Source organism: Brevibacillus schisleri, assembly GCF_055685845.1.
Genome location: NZ_JBVNDM010000001.1, coordinates 4,971,258 through 4,986,167 on the forward strand (window position 1 = coordinate 4,971,258; position 14,910 = coordinate 4,986,167).

At 48.7% G+C, this 14,910-nt stretch carries 13 protein-coding genes; 3 read left to right on the forward strand and 10 right to left on the reverse strand.

Features of this window, described 5'->3' with window-relative positions; genetic code table 11:
- Positions 1–53: 53 nt before the first annotated feature.
- The 5 genes from ACUUHJ_RS23635 to ACUUHJ_RS23655 all read right to left on the reverse strand — a co-directional run bounded on the left by ACUUHJ_RS23635 (position 54) and on the right by ACUUHJ_RS23655 (position 6,289).
- The gene (locus tag ACUUHJ_RS23635) at positions 54–1,133 is read right to left on the reverse strand and encodes a M42 family metallopeptidase (RefSeq protein WP_064201066.1); all 1,080 of its coding nucleotides are present in this window, start codon (positions 1,131–1,133) and stop codon (positions 54–56) included.
- Between the two features lie 190 nt (positions 1,134–1,323).
- Positions 1,324–2,760, reverse strand: coding sequence for a dipeptidase PepV (gene pepV, locus ACUUHJ_RS23640; protein ID WP_472300069.1), 1,437 nt, complete (start codon positions 2,758–2,760; stop codon positions 1,324–1,326).
- Positions 2,747–3,478 (reverse strand): GTP pyrophosphokinase, encoded by a 732-nt coding sequence (locus ACUUHJ_RS23645; protein WP_472300070.1) that lies wholly within the window; start codon positions 3,476–3,478, stop codon positions 2,747–2,749. The genes pepV and ACUUHJ_RS23645 overlap by 14 nt, the downstream gene beginning before the upstream one ends.
- 133 nt (positions 3,479–3,611) lie before the next feature.
- A complete protein-coding gene (locus tag ACUUHJ_RS23650; protein WP_472300071.1) occupies positions 3,612–5,693 on the reverse strand; it encodes a methyl-accepting chemotaxis protein in 2,082 nt (693 codons plus the stop codon).
- A gap of 122 nt (positions 5,694–5,815) precedes the next feature.
- Positions 5,816–6,289 carry an N-acetyltransferase gene (locus tag ACUUHJ_RS23655; protein ID WP_007722846.1) on the reverse strand — a complete coding sequence of 158 codons (474 nt, stop codon included), beginning with the start codon at positions 6,287–6,289 and terminating at the stop codon, positions 5,816–5,818.
- Positions 6,290–6,489: 200 nt separating this feature from the next.
- Between ACUUHJ_RS23655 and ACUUHJ_RS23660 the strand changes: the two genes are divergently transcribed.
- Positions 6,490–7,083: a TetR/AcrR family transcriptional regulator gene (locus ACUUHJ_RS23660; RefSeq protein WP_173618652.1), complete on the forward strand. Its 594-nt coding sequence runs from the start codon at positions 6,490–6,492 to the stop codon at positions 7,081–7,083.
- Between the two features lie 38 nt (positions 7,084–7,121).
- Here ACUUHJ_RS23660 and ACUUHJ_RS23665 read toward each other — a convergent pair whose 3' ends face one another.
- From ACUUHJ_RS23665 to ACUUHJ_RS23675, 3 genes are read right to left on the reverse strand one after another with little or no spacing between them, the layout of a single operon-like run.
- Complete coding sequence (locus tag ACUUHJ_RS23665; protein WP_472300072.1) at positions 7,122–8,798, reverse strand: peptide ABC transporter substrate-binding protein; 1,677 nt, start codon at positions 8,796–8,798, stop codon at positions 7,122–7,124.
- Between the two features lie 3 nt (positions 8,799–8,801).
- The gene (locus ACUUHJ_RS23670; protein WP_016743111.1) at positions 8,802–8,975 is read right to left on the reverse strand and encodes a hypothetical protein; all 174 of its coding nucleotides are present in this window, start codon (positions 8,973–8,975) and stop codon (positions 8,802–8,804) included.
- The gene (locus ACUUHJ_RS23675; protein WP_289674060.1) at positions 8,935–10,263 is read right to left on the reverse strand and encodes an ATP-binding protein; all 1,329 of its coding nucleotides are present in this window, start codon (positions 10,261–10,263) and stop codon (positions 8,935–8,937) included. The genes ACUUHJ_RS23670 and ACUUHJ_RS23675 overlap by 41 nt, the downstream gene beginning before the upstream one ends.
- Before the next feature lie 180 nt (positions 10,264–10,443).
- Between ACUUHJ_RS23675 and ACUUHJ_RS23680 the strand changes: the two genes are divergently transcribed.
- Both ACUUHJ_RS23680 and ACUUHJ_RS23685 read left to right on the forward strand, forming a co-directional pair.
- Entirely contained in the window at positions 10,444–12,936 is a 2,493-nt protein-coding gene (locus tag ACUUHJ_RS23680) for a U32 family peptidase (protein ID WP_472300073.1), read from the forward strand.
- A 31-nt stretch (positions 12,937–12,967) separates the two neighbouring features.
- The gene (locus ACUUHJ_RS23685) at positions 12,968–13,198 is read left to right on the forward strand and encodes a DUF1128 domain-containing protein (RefSeq protein ID WP_015892616.1); all 231 of its coding nucleotides are present in this window, start codon (positions 12,968–12,970) and stop codon (positions 13,196–13,198) included.
- A 64-nt stretch (positions 13,199–13,262) separates the two neighbouring features.
- Here ACUUHJ_RS23685 and ACUUHJ_RS23690 read toward each other — a convergent pair whose 3' ends face one another.
- Both ACUUHJ_RS23690 and ACUUHJ_RS23695 read right to left on the reverse strand, forming a co-directional pair.
- Entirely contained in the window at positions 13,263–14,336 is a 1,074-nt protein-coding gene (locus tag ACUUHJ_RS23690; RefSeq protein ID WP_472300074.1) for a DUF4179 domain-containing protein, read from the reverse strand.
- Positions 14,311–14,859, reverse strand: coding sequence for a sigma-70 family RNA polymerase sigma factor (locus ACUUHJ_RS23695; protein WP_289674062.1), 549 nt, complete (start codon positions 14,857–14,859; stop codon positions 14,311–14,313). Before ACUUHJ_RS23695 ends, ACUUHJ_RS23690 begins: the two co-directional genes overlap by 26 nt.
- Between the last annotated feature and the right edge of the window lie 51 nt (positions 14,860–14,910).

A 14,910-nucleotide genomic window follows, 5' to 3' on the forward strand; every position in this document is an offset into this window, starting at 1 on the left:
ACGAAAACCCTCCCCAATGCATTCATACATGGGGAGGGTTTTGCTTTCCTTGCCTATCTGTCGATCAATTGTTGAATCGTTTCCTTATCGAGCTTCTTGATAACAGCTGTCAGCAGTTGGGCAGCCTGCTCGAAATCGCTTTTGGACATAATCGCATTATGGCTGTGAATATACCGTGTCGCAAAGCCGACGACAATCGATGGGCAGCCAATTCCGCTTAAATGGAATTTCGCTGCATCTGTTCCACCTCCTGCGAGGGCATCCACCTGGATATTGATGCCCAGCTCCTCTGCTGTGTCGAATACGAGATCACGCAATCCGGTATGTGGAATCATCGTAGCATCAAATAACATGACGAGCGGACCGTCTCCCACATTGCAGGTCATCGGATACGATTCATTTCCAGGTGTGTCATACGCGAGTCCAACATCAACAGCAAAAGCAATATCCGGTTCAACCAGCCTCGCTATTGTGCCAGCTCCACGAGTCCCTACTTCTTCCTGTACGGTTGCACCGGCGTATACCACATTCGGATGCTCTTCCGTCTGTAATCGTTTCAGTACCTCGATTGCCATCGCGCACCCCGCCCGATTATCGAGCGCCTTTGCGACCCACAGCTCTCCGTCGTGCATCGTCGTAAAATTACTGTCAGGGACAATCCAGTCACCTGGGCGAACACCCATTTCCTTTGCATCCGCTTCATCTTTTGCCCCGATGTCGATGTACAACTCCTTGAGCTTCATGACTTTTTCCCGTTCTTCTTTTTCCAGCGCGTGTGGTGCCTTCGAACCAATGAGCCCCAGATACTCACCTTTGCGTGTCTTGACCTTCACACGATGCGAGAGCATATTGTGTGTCCACCATCCGCCAAGCTGGATGAAACGCAAGTACCCTTTTGGCGTGATATGTGTCACCATGAAGCCTACTTCATCCAAATGTCCCGCGAGCAAAATTTTCGGACCGTTTTCTGCACCCGTCTTCTTCCCGAGCACTCCACCCAGCCGATCCTTTACCAACTCATCGCAAAGAGGCTGCAAGTACTTCTCCATCTTTACTCTGACTTCGCGCTCGTGCCCAGGTACTCCGTCCGTTTCCGTCAAATCCTTGATCAATTTCGTAAGATCGTCCATCATTTATCTCCTTTTTGATACTGAATTCCCTTATTATTGTTTCCCCAACCGCTGTCCCGAATGCGCTCGAGTGCATCTTCAAGCTGTCTCATTTGATTCAATTGCCTTCGCAGCATTTGCTAAGTTTTTTGTCTCGTCTAATTCAGCAAAAAAAAAAGCGGCTGGAGCTTGTGCCCAGCCGTTTGCCTATTTTCTACTTCGCTAATTCATAGATCGCTTGCGCGTAAATCGCTGTCGCTTTGATCAGGTCATCGACGAAAATATATTCATCTCGCTGGTGAGCACTGTCAGGTCGTCCTGGGAAAAGCGGTCCGAATGCCACCCCAACATCCAGCGAACGGCCGTAGGTAGCACCGCCAATTGCAATGATGCCAGCTTCCTCACCCGTTTGTTCTGTATACACGCGTTGCAGTGTCGTCACCAAAGGATGATTCGGGTCGACGCGGTGCGGTGTCAGATGCTCAGCCACTTCGAGCGTAAATGCTCCTTCACTGAATCGTTCAGCCAGCACCGCCGACCATTTTTCGAAGGCTACAGAATGTGGGTAACGGATATTCAGACGGAAAAGCGCATCCTGCTTTTCGTCATACTCGATCACACCTGTGTTCACTGTGAGCGCGCCCATTTCTTCATCATTATGCGCGATGCCGATCGCTTCCCCATAATACTGCTTGTGCAAATAACGATCAGCCAAGCCTACGAATACTGCTCCCCGTTCATCCAAGGACAAGGTGCGCAAAAAGTGAATGAGCTCGGTACCCGCGTTGACACCTTTGCTCGGGTCCATTCCGTGAACCGAGACGCCCTCCATGTGCAGAACGACGAGGCCATCCTGCTCCTCCGCCTTGCCTTTCAAGCCAGTCGCATCCAAGTGCTTACGATAACTTTGTTCAATCGCCTCACTATTCAAGCCGATTGGTGCAAGCGTTGCTACAGCCTTGTCTGGAACCATGTTCATCCGCAAGCCAGCCTGTAAGGAAACGAGCTTTGCCTCCACATTTTCCGCAGCAGGTATTCCGAGGCTTTGGAAGGATTCAAGCTTCTGGCGCAATGACAGGTCAGTCAAGCCTTTCTCCGCATAGATCAGCGGGAAGTCTGCATCTGGCGTAAAGCCCATCGTCGGCATTTCTTCCGTTTCAAAATACGTGTTCACACACTGCCAGCTCGATTCTTCATCCGTACCGAAAATAAAGCGCACGCGCTTCGACAGTGGCAATCCCAGCTCCATCACGATCTTCGCGGCGAAAATGGCCGCCATCGTCGGTCCCTTGTCATCAATCGCACCACGTGCCACCAAGCGTCCATCCACAATCTCAGCCGCATACGGTGGTGTACACCAGCCATCGCCTTCAGGTACGACATCGACATGGCTCAGAATGCCGATCAATTCCTCGCCTTGTCCGAATTCAGCGTGCCCTGCATACCCGCGGACGTCTTTGGTTGTCATGCCTGCCTTTTCACATACGCCTAGCGCAAAGTCAAGCGCTTGCCGAATCCCTTCTCCGAAAGGGGCACCTTCCCGCGCGGACTCGGGGTCGAGTACGCTTTTTATTTGCAAAAATTGTTGCGTCGTCGCAATTAGTTCTTCCTTGCGTTTATTTGTTTCTCCCAGCCAATTAACGCTTGTCATTCTCTTCTCCAGCCCCTTCATTCATACTTCCTTCTTCCATTGCCGCATCGACGTCGAGATCCAGCTCCACCAACGATAATAATGACTCCATCGGCACTTCTTTTTTCGTAAACTCTGCTTGGGCGTCTTTAATTTCGTCCCGGATATTGTTCATTTCACTATCCAGCTTGTAGGACGCCTTGGCAGCTTCGAACAATCTTTGCCGTATATCGGATGGGATAATTCCCTCGTATTTATAATTCAGCGAGTGCTCAATCGTCGCCCAAAAATTCATTCCCAATGTGCGAATCTGAATTTCTACCGGAATGGTCACCTGCCCACCCGCCATCATAATCGGATACTCCACAGCAAGGTGATAGCCGCGATAGCCGCTTTCTTTTGGGGTAGAGACATAATCCTTCTCCAAATACACACGCATGTCCCCGCGGTTGCGGATCATCTCTACGACAGCCGGTATATCATCAATAAACTGGCAAATGACACGGATGCCAGCGATATCGCGAATTTCCCAGCAAATATTTTCATCAATAGGAAACTGCAAGCGGTTTGCCTTGTTGTAAATACTCGGGATCGATTTGACCCTGCCCACCGCAAACTCAATCGGTGAATGCTCCTTGCGTTTGCGCAGCTCGTTACGGATATTTTTAATTTTGACTTTGATTTCTTCTACAGCTTGTTCGAACGGTAGCAGATATAGTTCCCAATCTAGTTTGTGCACGCTTACGTCCCTCCGGCTTGAAACTCTCCATCGTCCTTATCATTCAACATTTTGTGTGAGATATCCTTCCAAAATACAAAAAGAGACGGGAGAAAAGGCAGTTTCCACCGGCTTTTGCTCCGTCCCTTTTTTCTTAATTTTCGCGCGAGACAAAGGTTGCAAGGGAGCTTCTCAGCTCTTCTGCTAGAATAGCCAACTGATTCGCAGCATCTGCGATGAGCTCCATCGCTGCACTCTGCTCTTCTACCGCAGCCGAGATGCTCTGGACACCAGCAGCCGCTTGCATCGATGCGGACGATACTTCCCCAGCGACTACAGCTACCTGTTGGGCATCTGGCGCCATACGTTTGAAGGCTTCACTGACACCGTTAATTTCTTGCGACACCCCGAGGATGTTTTCCTCGATGTGCTGGAACATCTCTTGCGATTGATGGGCTGTCTTCATGCCACGGGCGGTTGTTTGGGCACCCTCGACCATTCTGGATACCGCTTCCTTCGTATCCTTTTGCACATCTCCAATCATGCCTACGATCTGCTGGGCAGCATGGTTGGTATCCTCCGCCAGCTTGCGCACTTCCCCTGCGACGACGGCGAATCCCTTGCCATGCTCTCCTGCTCTGGCCGCTTCAATCGCAGCATTCAAGGCGAGCAGATAGGTCTGACGAGCTATTTCTGTAATGACAGCGATAATTCTCGAAATGTCCTTCGAGCGCCCTTCCAATACATGAATGACATCCGTTGCAGCTTCTACCGAACGATTAATTTCGTCCATGCTGTCCATCACATCTGCGATCGCGCGTCTGCCTGCGTGTGCATGCTGCTTCATTTCTTCTGCAGATACGGTCACTCGCTCTACATTTTCCGTTACTCCTTCCACATCCTTCGTCAAATCAACAGCCAGATTCAAGGTTTGTCCCATTTTCTCAACCTGGCTATCTGCAGAGGCAGCCACTTGATCGACCACGAGGACTATTTGCTGGCTGGAAGCAGCAATCTCACTGGTGTTTCCCTGAATATTACGCACCGCCCCTGAAACGGAAGCAGCTGCCTGCTGAATCTGAAACAAGATTTTGCGCAATTGCTTCTGCATCGTAACGAGAGACCCAGCGAGTTCTCCTAATTCATCTTTTCGTTTTAATAGCTTGTCAGGAATCTCTCGTGAAAAATCACCATGCCCGATCCGTTCTGCGACAGCAAGCATGCCGCGAAACGAGCGGCGAAGCCAGTTTGCAGTAAATAACGAGATGATAACGATGAGCATGAGGACGGCACCATTAAAAGCAATCATGGCATTCCGAATGCGGGTTGGGCCCTCCAGTATTTCGGTCATATTCCTCTCTGCCAAAATCGCCCACGTCTTTTTCCCCACTTTAACCTGATCGTAGGACACGAGCACTTGCTGACCTAAGTAATCCATGCTCTCGACCGTTCCTTCTGATTGTTGGGTGAGCAAGACTTGATCGACGATGGGCGTATCTACTTTTTGCTGTAACAACGTATTTGGTCCACTGCCCAGTTGCGATCGCATGAGCTTGTCCGGACCGCCAACCAAGTAAATCTTCCCGGTTTCCCCCAGCCCTTCTCGTTGGTTGAATATTCTTGAAATATAGTCCATGGATACTTCGACTGCTATTTGCCCGATGATGTAGCCTCGTTCATAGATCGGCGCTGCAATGTATACCCCTGGCGCCCCTCCGGATGGTTCGTAAATGCCTAGATCTGACATTTCTGCGCTTTGGGTTTTCTGAACTTGCTGTACAGTCTGGCCAAGTACAGAGCCAGCGTGTGGGCCTGTCAGGAGATTGGTACCGAAATCGGCCTGTGGCTTTGTCTCGTACACGATGTCCCCTTGTGCATTCAACAGAAAGGCATTTACGAAGCCGTAGCGAGCGACCTCCATCTTCAATTCGTTCGTATACCGCGCTTGCACTTCTCCATAAGCAGATGATCCCAGGCCTTGCTGCCACACGTCCTCAAACGAAGAAAGGGCGGACATTACTGTTCCCGATGCAGCCAACGTATCCACGTTCCTGGCTCGCTCGCGAAAGTAATTTTCCACCTGTTCCTTGTTGCTTTGACGTAGTGCTTCCAGTGTAGCGGCACTTCCATTCAACAATTCCTGCTTGGATTCCTGATAAGCAAACACTCCCGCTGCTGTCAGCGGTACACTACCTGCCAATAATAGTACGAGCAGTATACGAGCGCCTAGTTTCATGGAAAAGCCCCCCATTTTTGCCAATCGGTTTTTCTGGTATACTAATAGAATATTGTTTATATTTCTACTATTTATATGAATATAGTACCAGAAAAGGAAAAAGGAAGGCTAGACCAAATGTATCAAGCCGTTTCGAAAATCATAGCAATTTCGTCGCACATCGGCAGCTTGGAGCAGTTAATGCAATCTTTCCAGGCTTTTTGCGGCAGTGTTTCCTTGGCAACTACCCAAAACCCGCACTTTTCAAAAAACACTTGTTGATAGGTCAGCGCCAATACACGCTTAATTCCCAAAAGGCGGCATTGCTCAACCAAATGAAGAACCAGATGTTTCCCAACGCCCATCCCCTTTGCTTTTTCCGAGATAGCCAAGGAGCGGATCTCTGCCAGGTCCTCCCACAAAATATGCAGGCCTGCAACACCTACGACCGAATCTCCGTCATGAGCGACAATAAAGGATTGCAAGTTTTCCAAGAAAGACAGCTTCGTACGTGGCAGCATCAAGCCTTGCTGTGCATATTCATTAACAATCTCCAACATGGCATCCACGTCTTTCATCGTAGCCTGACGTACTGCCAGCGCCTTTGCAACACCCATTTTACTCTCCTCCACCCCATGCATCACGAGCCTGGTATGATTTAATATTTATTCATTATAGTATATAAATATACATTCGACCTTCGCAGAAGTCTATCCTTTTTTCACCTAAATTATGCTCAATTGCATGAACTATTCTTTTGTTAGGTAACCGTTGTGTTATAATCAAGCGTACGAGTTCATAGGGAGGTGCTACATACTTGACGACGAGACGGGAACGGAAAAAGCGCGAAACACGCGAAAAAATCTTCAATGCTGCCATCAAGCTTTTCAAAACACATGGCTTTGAAGCAACTACCATCGACATGATTTCCGAAGAAGCGGATGTTGCACGCGGTACGATCTTTCTGCATTTCACTTCAAAGGAAGCCATTCTCGCTAACTGGGGATACGAGCGTCTGCATGAAATCGAGGAGCGCCGGGAAGAGTGGGACTATGGTGACGAATGCAAGTCGAAGGTGCTGCGGATTTACAAGATCATGAATGAAGTCACCATCACCAATTTCGATTTCATCAAAGTCGTCGTAGAATCCTCGATGAAACATCGGAAAGTGCTTGAGAACGAAAAGAACATGTACTTTGAATTGCGCCAGCTGTTCGCCGACCTGATTGAAGAAGCGCAAGAAAAGAATCAATTGAAAAGCAAATTCAACCCACTTGTTGCTGCGAATATGTTGGAAAACATTTACTATAACGCTCTTTATGATTGGGTACGCAGCGAAGGCGCCTGGGCACTCGAAGAAATCATGGAAGAGAAAGTCTCTATCGTATTCGAAGGGCTGGTCGTGGAATAATCCGACTGACCAGCCCTTCGAATGTGACAGCTTATGATTTATTCAAAATAGGCCCATTTGTACTGCGCGTATCCCAGACCTGAAATGACTACACCTTTTAACTTGGGATTCTGCGCATACACCGTAGACTTAAAGTAAAACGGAATAACTGGCATTTCATCCACCAAGATTTTCTCAGCCTCTTGCAAGATTGCTTTTCGTTTGGCAGCATCCTTCTCTTTGGCAGAAGCCGCCAATAGATCGGCATATTGACGATTCTCCCAACGAGTATGGTTGTTGCCTTCCTTCGTTCGGAATATTTCCAGGAAGTTGATCGGATCGTTGAAATCCCCCGTCCACCCCATCCGCGCTACTTGGTACTTACCGTTTTTCACGTTTTCATAGTAGACATTCCATTCCTGATTCTCCAGCTTGACATGCACACCCAAGTTCTTTTGCCACATGTCCTGTACAGCTTGCGCGATTTTGGTCTGTGCTTCCTCCGTATTATAGGACAGTGTAATCGGCGGGAGCTGGTCGACGCTTGCGTATCCTTCTTCCTTCATCCCTTCCGCCAATAGCTGCTTGGCTTTTTCCATGTCGTTGTCTGTAAACAAGCCTTGCTCGTTCTCAGCAAACATTGTCGGCGGCACTACGGCTGTCGCAACCAATTCCCCTCCCTGCGTGATGTTCTCCACGATGTCTTTCCGGTTGATCGCGTATGAAAAGGCTTGGCGAATTTTTTTGTTGTGGAAAGGCTTTTGCTCTGTGTTGAATTCATACCAGTACGTTCCGGCTTTTGGCGTGATCACCAGCAATCCTTTTTCCTTCAAGGTCGGCATCGCATCGAGCGGAAGATTGCCAGCCGGGGCACCTGCCCAATCGAGATCGCCGCTCTCCAGCATGGACAGCTCTGTATTCGCGTCATTGATCATATTCATTTCGATTTTGGTCAGCTTGACAGCGTCTGCGTCCCAATAATGTTCATTTTTCGTTAGCGTTAGCTTGTTTTTATGCTCCCACGCAGCGAGTTTGAACGGTCCATTCGAGGTGTAGGCTGGTCCTGCTTCCTTCGCCCAGTCTGGATTGTCTTTCACCACTTTCGTATTTAACGGAAAGTAGCTGTAAAAAGCCGTCAGCTCCAGAAAAAACGGCGTCGGGTTTTCCAGTTGGACGACGAGTGTCTTGTCATCTGTTGCCTTGACCCCGATCTCTTCGGGCTTCGCTTTGCCAGCAAAGGCCGCCTCTGCATTTTTTACATAAAACAGCTGGTAGGCATACTGGGAGCCGTTTTTGGAATCGAGTGCCCATTTCCAAGCGTTTTCAAAATCGTGCGCAGTTACGGGATCGCCGTTTGACCACTTCGCATTGTCGCGAATCGTGAAGGTATACGTCAACAAATCGTCTGATGCCTTGATTTCCTGGGCCATCGCGGGCTGAGGAATGCCCTTGTCGTTAATGCGAGTCAGACCCTCAAACGTTTGAAAAATAACATTGGATGACCAAACATCCGAAATGAGTCCGGGATGAAGAGAGAGCGGTTCTGTAAAGTTATTCAGTCTGAGTATTTGTTCGGGAGGCACCGATGCATTAGCTGGTGTAGCTTCATTCGCTTGTTGTGTGACAGGCTTTGCTGCTTCCTGTGGTTGTCCGCATGCAGCAAGCGCTAAAGCCAAACCTGCTGCGAAAAAAGCTTTTCCTGTTTTTTGCCACCATCTGTTTGCGGATCGTCTCATGGTCTATTCCCCTTCGCTCGAGAGCCTTCGCTGTTCTTCACGCTGCTGCCATTCTTTCAGCTCGCTTTTGATTTGATAGAGTTCTGCACGTGTTTCGAGCTTGAACGCTTTTAATTCACTTCTGATGACAGCCAACTCATGTAAGAGTCGCTCCCACACCTCTTGATCTTTGTCCATGTTCCTCTCCTTTTCCGGTCATATACACTGCAGGCAGTTGAATCGTCACCTGCGTTCCATGCCCGTGTTGACTCTGAAAGTGGATCGTCCCTTGCATCGCCTCGATGATCCGGCAGGTTACCATCAAACCGAGACCTGTCCCTTTTTCCTTTGTAGAATAAAAAGGTAGCCCTATCTGTTCAATCTGCTCTGGCGTCATCCCCTCTCCCTCATCCATGATGGAAATCACATGATAGTTCCCGGCTGCTCGTACGGTGACCTGAAGTATGCCACCTTGTCCCATCGATTCAATACCGTTTTTCATCAGATTCATCAATGCTTGCTTGAGCTTAACGGCATTGCTCTCAACGAATAGTCCCGGCTCGGTCTCACAGGCGATTTCCACTCGGTTCATGACGCTGTAGGAGGACATGATAGCCGTGACTTCTTTCACGGTATGCGCAATCTCCAGTCGCTCCAGCGTCTCAGAATGAGGCTTGGCCAGATTTAAATAGTCGGAAATGATAAATTCAGCCCGATCGAGTTCATTTAAGACCAATCGGATATATTCAACGTTTTTCGGATTCGTCTCCTCACGCAACAATTGGACAAAGCCTCGTACCACCGTGAGTGGGTTGCGCACTTCGTGGGCGACACTGGCTGCCAGCTCGCTGATCAGGTTCAGCTTTTCCGAGCGTTCGACCTGCTTGCGGATAATATGAGATTCTCGAATAAACTCGATGAAATAAACGGCTGCACCTTGTACGATCAAAGCGAGGTAGCCGATTTCCACCAGCGGCTCCAGATAATTGTTAATGATGGACAACGGAAATCCTCTCCAGATCAAAACAACCATCCCTCCACCGATGATGGATAGCTGCTTTAAGCATCCGATCAAGAGAACGAACCCTAGTTTCTTTCGTAAAGAGTAGCCATACCAACGATTCACCAATAAAAACGGGATGATCGCATAAACCATCGTTCCAAGGATCGTTACGAGTACGCTATCGCCACCTAAAACGATCCTTACGATAAACATCACCAAAATCGTCAAAATGCCCGGGATATACCCAGCGTATAAAATGGTAATAATGATCGGTATCGAGCGTAAATCGTACTCCATACCATTACTGAGTTGTACTGGAAAGCTCATCGCAAAAATAACACTGATCGAGCTACAAACGATAACCATTGATGATTTGACGCTCATCTTGTTCGAGGTTGATCGCCCCAGCCAAACATTTCTATACAGCAAAACAGGGACGATAACGAACAGTAACTGTAGCAAAATGTCTTTGATGATTAACATATATCGGTTCCCCTGGCTCTTAGAATATTTCGATTTTTCTTACAGAATAACATTACAGATGTCTTTCTGGAAGGCACATTTTCAACATCTGGCAGAAAGGATGTTTTTGTTGCGGTGACCAGCACATTTCCCTATGATGAAGAAGAGCTTGTTTGAAGACCTTGGAGGTAAGACATACACATGCGAAATGGTATAAAACGTGAAGATATCGAGCTGTTGGCACCTGCCGGTAACTGGGACTGCTTGAAGGCAGCCGTGGCCAACGGAGCCAATGCCATCTTTTTTGGGGTAGAAAAGTTCAACGCGCGTGCTCGTGCTGAGAACTTCCAAATGGCGGAACTGCCTGAGATTATGGCTTATTTGCACATGTACGGGGTAAAGGGCTTCCTTACCTTTAATATTCTCGTATTTGAAAATGAACTAGAGGATGCACGCGAGCTGATTGACGCCTGTATTCACGCTGGAGTAGACGCTGTGATTGTTCAAGACCTCGGTCTCGTAAAGATGATCCGCGAGATATCTCCAGACTTCCCGATTCACGGCTCTACACAAATGACGATTACTTCGCCGGAAGCGGTGGAATTCACGAAGCCGTTTGATATGGAACGCGTCGTACTCGGGCGTGAAAATTCATTAAAAGAGATCAAAAAAATCGGTGAAAAAGCAGAGCTGCCGATGGAAGTATTCGTTCACGGTGCCTTGTGCGTTTCTTATTCGGGACAATGTCTGACCTCGGAAATGTGGGGTGGACGCTCGGCAAACCGCGGGGAGTGTGCCCAAGCCTGTCGCTTGCCGTATGACCTGATGGTAGACGGTGTGCAAAAGGAAATGGGGAACATCGCTTACGTGCTGTCTCCGAAAGACTTGGCTGCTATCGATTTGGTTCCTGAGTTGATCGAGGCTGGTGTGACTTCCTTTAAAATTGAAGGCCGCCTGAAAACACCTGAATACGTGGCAAACGTCGTGAGTAAATACAATGCCGCCATCGACCGTTATTTTGCCGGACAAGATACAGGACCAACCGAGGTAGAAGTACGCGAGCTGCAACAAAGCTTCTCTCGCGGATTTACACACGGATTTTTGACCGGGACAAACAACAAGCAGCTCGTAGATGGTTCGTTCCCGAAAAGCCGCGGTGTGTTTTTGGGAACCGTGAAAAAACTGCTTCCCACAGGCGTTTTGGTGGAAATCACTGCTCCTGTCAAACGCGGAGACGGAATCGTGTTCGACGCGGGTGACCCGACGCAAAAAGAAGAAGGCGGTCGCATTTACGATATTTTGAGCCGCAGTAAAAAGGTAGAAGGCGAAGTTTCCAAAGGCATGTACGAAATCGTCATGGGACGCAATGACGTGAATCTGAAGCGTCTTCATGTCGGTGACCGCGTATGGAAGACGAGCGATCCTGAGCTGGATCGTCGCCTGCGCAAAACGTTCGAGACGGAAAAGCCTTATCGCACCTTCCCGCTGTCTGTTCACGTAAGCGGAAAGCTGGGTGAAAAGCTCAGTGTCACTTGGGTGGATAAACAAGCGAATCACGCTGTCAGTGTTCCTTCCGAGGTACTGCTGGAGACTGCTTTGAAGCGTCCTCTGACGGCTGAGTTGCTGCATGATCAATTAAGCCGTCTGGGCGGAACCATTTTCCACCTGGAAGCTCACGATCTGACTGTCGATCTCGAAGGGGATCTCATCGTACCTGTCAGTGAGTTGAACCGGATGCGTCGTGACGCGGTTGAACAGCTCGTGTTCCTGCGCTCGAAGCCGCCGATTTACCACCATCACGATATCAACGTATACGCGGATGCCCCGAAGAGCCAGCCAGTGGAAAAGCCACTCCTGACAGCGCTGTGCCGCTCGCTTGAGCAATTGGAGGCAGCCGCGCAAACGGATGTGGACTTCCTCTACGCTGACTTTGAATTCGTCAAGCAGTATCCTGAGGGTGTCAAGCTGGCCCATAAGTACGGGAAAAAGATCGGGATTGCTACGATGCGCATTCATATGCCGGATGAAAACGGTGTCCTTGCCCTGATCGCGAAAAGCAAACCAGACGCTATTCTGGTGCGCAATACGGGAGCACTCTATTACTACATGTCCCGTCGTGATGAAATCGACATTCCACTGATTGGCGATTTCTCCTTGAACGTCGCGAATCACAAGGCAGTTGAACTGTTCCTTGCAACAGGTCTTGAGCGAGTCACGCCATCGTACGATCTGAACATCCAGCAAATGGTCGATATGCTCAGCCGCTCAAACGCTGCGAACATGGAGCTGGTTATCCACCAGCACATGCCGATGTTCCACACCGAGCACTGCGTATACTGCACATTCATGAGTGAAGGTACTGACCATACAAACTGCGGTACTCCATGTGAGACCTCCCGCATTTCTTTGAAAGACCGCGTCGGTTTTTCTCACCCTGTACGTGTGGATACCGGTTGCCGCAATACCGTTTATAACGCGATTGACCAGTCCGGTGCTGAATACTTGAGCGAGTTCCGCTCCCTGAATGTCGGTAGCTATCGCATCGAGTTTTTGGAAGAAGAACCAGAGCGCGTGAAAGAGGTAATCAGTCTGTATCGCAAGGCATTGCGCGGAGAAGTTAGCGGTACACACGTATGGCGTACACTAAAGGCAACCAACCAGTTGGGCGTCACACGTGGGCAACTGACGAAATAAATACCAGATTTGTAGAGAGGAGAGAGAAAGTATGGCTGACCTGAATCAACCGACTGTAGAAAACTTGGCCATTATCATTGAGGGCATCAAAGCAAAGCTGAACATGGCGAATACAGCAGTGATGCGCCCGGAGGACTTCGATCTCGTTCATTACGAGGATTTGCTGTACCTGTACAACATGGTGCAGAAAAAAGCAGCGTTTGGCATCAATGAAATGACCGCCATTGTTGAAGAGCTAGGTGCGATGAGAAAACAATCCTAGTTTTGCCCCAACAAGAGAAAAAAGCGTCGCTCCTGTACATGGAGTGACGCTTTTTTGCGTGGTTTTATTTTTGCAAGGAAATTGTAAACGTATTGAACTTGATGTTCTTTCCATGCTTTTGTATCGTCTCGATTGCCGATTGGATCAATGTTTCTTTCCCTTTGCCATCCATTTCGACACCGCCACCGTTTGTAGGCAACGACATATATGGCGTGATCGTTAATTCTTTTACATCCGATGTCACCGGATCGAAACGTCTTGTACCCGTGAGATACTCTTTGCCGTCGGACTTTTTACCTTGGCTGCCGCCTGAGTACGCTCCCAGCTCGTTCCCTTTTTCATCGACCACCTTGAATTCCAAATAGCTCGATAAATATCCAATTTCCTCGGTTACTGCCTGGAAGCTCACAACCAGCCCTGCTGGACCCACTGTGACATCCGAAACCGTCAGGTCAATGCCTCCAGCTTGTTGCTTGTGATTAACTGGAATGCGTTTCGTATCTGTACGTTCACTGATTGGTAGGGAGAAGCTCCACTTCTTGCCGTCCTCCCCCTGAAAGCTCAACCCTAGCTTGAACTCCTGAGGCAAGCCATTCATTGCGTCGATTTCGACAATTCCGGTCGCAAGCGTCGGCGTAATTTGTGTTTGCTTGCTGCTTCCTGCGTATCCAAACGCTTCTCCGTTCACTGTCAAATCTGGTGAGGAGCCTAAATAATGCTCTCCGACTGCCTCCTTTGTTTCCAATGTGTACCCAATCGTAAAGCGTGTCCCATCATAGTAGACTTCATTGACGGTAATCGCATTGCCACCCACGTCCTGCGACTCGCCGATGACAGTCGTTAAGCCTTTTTCACTCGCTTGCTTCAATCCGTTGTCACCGTAAGTAGTGAATATCGATCCGATCAAAGGCACCTTGGAGACTAGGTTCGCCATCGCGGGTGAGACAGTCGCCGAGCTAAACAAGATACCTACAGTAACGACTGCAGCCCCTGTGCTATACACCAGCTTTCGTTTGTTCAAGCGTTTTTTCTTCGGTACAGCCTGCTGAACGGTTTGGGCGATAATAGCGTCCAGCTTCTCTGTCGGGACTGGAATGCGATCTACTTGCTCTTTATAGGCATGAATTTTTTCTCTCATCGAAGTACTCCCCTTTTAGTTTCTTTTTTAATAGCGTCAATCCTCTGTGAATATTTGTTTTTACAGTGCCTTCCGGACAATCCAGCGTTTCCGCGATTTGTTTTACGGAGTAGTCCTTGTAAAACCTTAGCAGCAGTACCGTTACATACTTTTCTTCCAGCTCTTCCATTGCTTCCAGCAGATCGATCCGTTCCTCGAGCCTTACGCTTCCTGTATCCCGCACACTTTCAATCATGTCTTTGCTAAGCGAGATTACCTTGCGTTTCCTAGCCAAATAGGCAAGCGCCGAGTTGATCAAAATGCGCGTCAACCATGTGGTAAAATACTGCTCTTCCTTTAAGGTTGAAATGGAGAGTAACGCCTTATAGACCGTTTCCTGAAAAATCTCAAGCGCATCCTCTTCGTTGCGCGTATACACGAAAGCCATCTTGTACAAATTGGCTTTTTCCTGATGAATCAGCATTTGAAACGCGTCAGCATCACCAGCCTTGGCACGAGCAACGAGACCAAGTTGTCTATTCAAACAGCTCCCCCCTCCTTTTCTCCCCTGTTAGAGAAATCAGGGCGACAAAAC

Excerpts from the sequence above, each read along its gene's own strand:
- ACUUHJ_RS23635 (WP_064201066.1), bottom strand. The coding sequence starts at position 1,133 with ATGATGGACGATCTTACGAAATTGATCAAGGATTTGACGGAAACGGAC.
- pepV (WP_472300069.1), bottom strand. The coding sequence starts at position 2,760 with ATGACAAGCGTTAATTGGCTGGGAGAAACAAATAAACGCAAGGAAGAA.
- ACUUHJ_RS23650 (WP_472300071.1), bottom strand. The coding sequence starts at position 5,693 with ATGAAACTAGGCGCTCGTATACTGCTCGTACTATTATTGGCAGGTAGT.
- ACUUHJ_RS23655 (WP_007722846.1), bottom strand. The coding sequence starts at position 6,289 with ATGGGTGTTGCAAAGGCGCTGGCAGTACGTCAGGCTACGATGAAAGAC.
- ACUUHJ_RS23665 (WP_472300072.1), bottom strand. The coding sequence starts at position 8,798 with ATGAGACGATCCGCAAACAGATGGTGGCAAAAAACAGGAAAAGCTTTT.
- ACUUHJ_RS23670 (WP_016743111.1), bottom strand. The coding sequence starts at position 8,975 with ATGGACAAAGATCAAGAGGTGTGGGAGCGACTCTTACATGAGTTGGCT.
- ACUUHJ_RS23675 (WP_289674060.1), bottom strand. The coding sequence starts at position 10,263 with ATGTTAATCATCAAAGACATTTTGCTACAGTTACTGTTCGTTATCGTC.
- ACUUHJ_RS23680 (WP_472300073.1), top strand. The coding sequence starts at position 10,444 with ATGCGAAATGGTATAAAACGTGAAGATATCGAGCTGTTGGCACCTGCC.
- ACUUHJ_RS23685 (WP_015892616.1), top strand. The coding sequence starts at position 12,968 with ATGGCTGACCTGAATCAACCGACTGTAGAAAACTTGGCCATTATCATT.
- ACUUHJ_RS23690 (WP_472300074.1), bottom strand. The coding sequence starts at position 14,336 with ATGAGAGAAAAAATTCATGCCTATAAAGAGCAAGTAGATCGCATTCCA.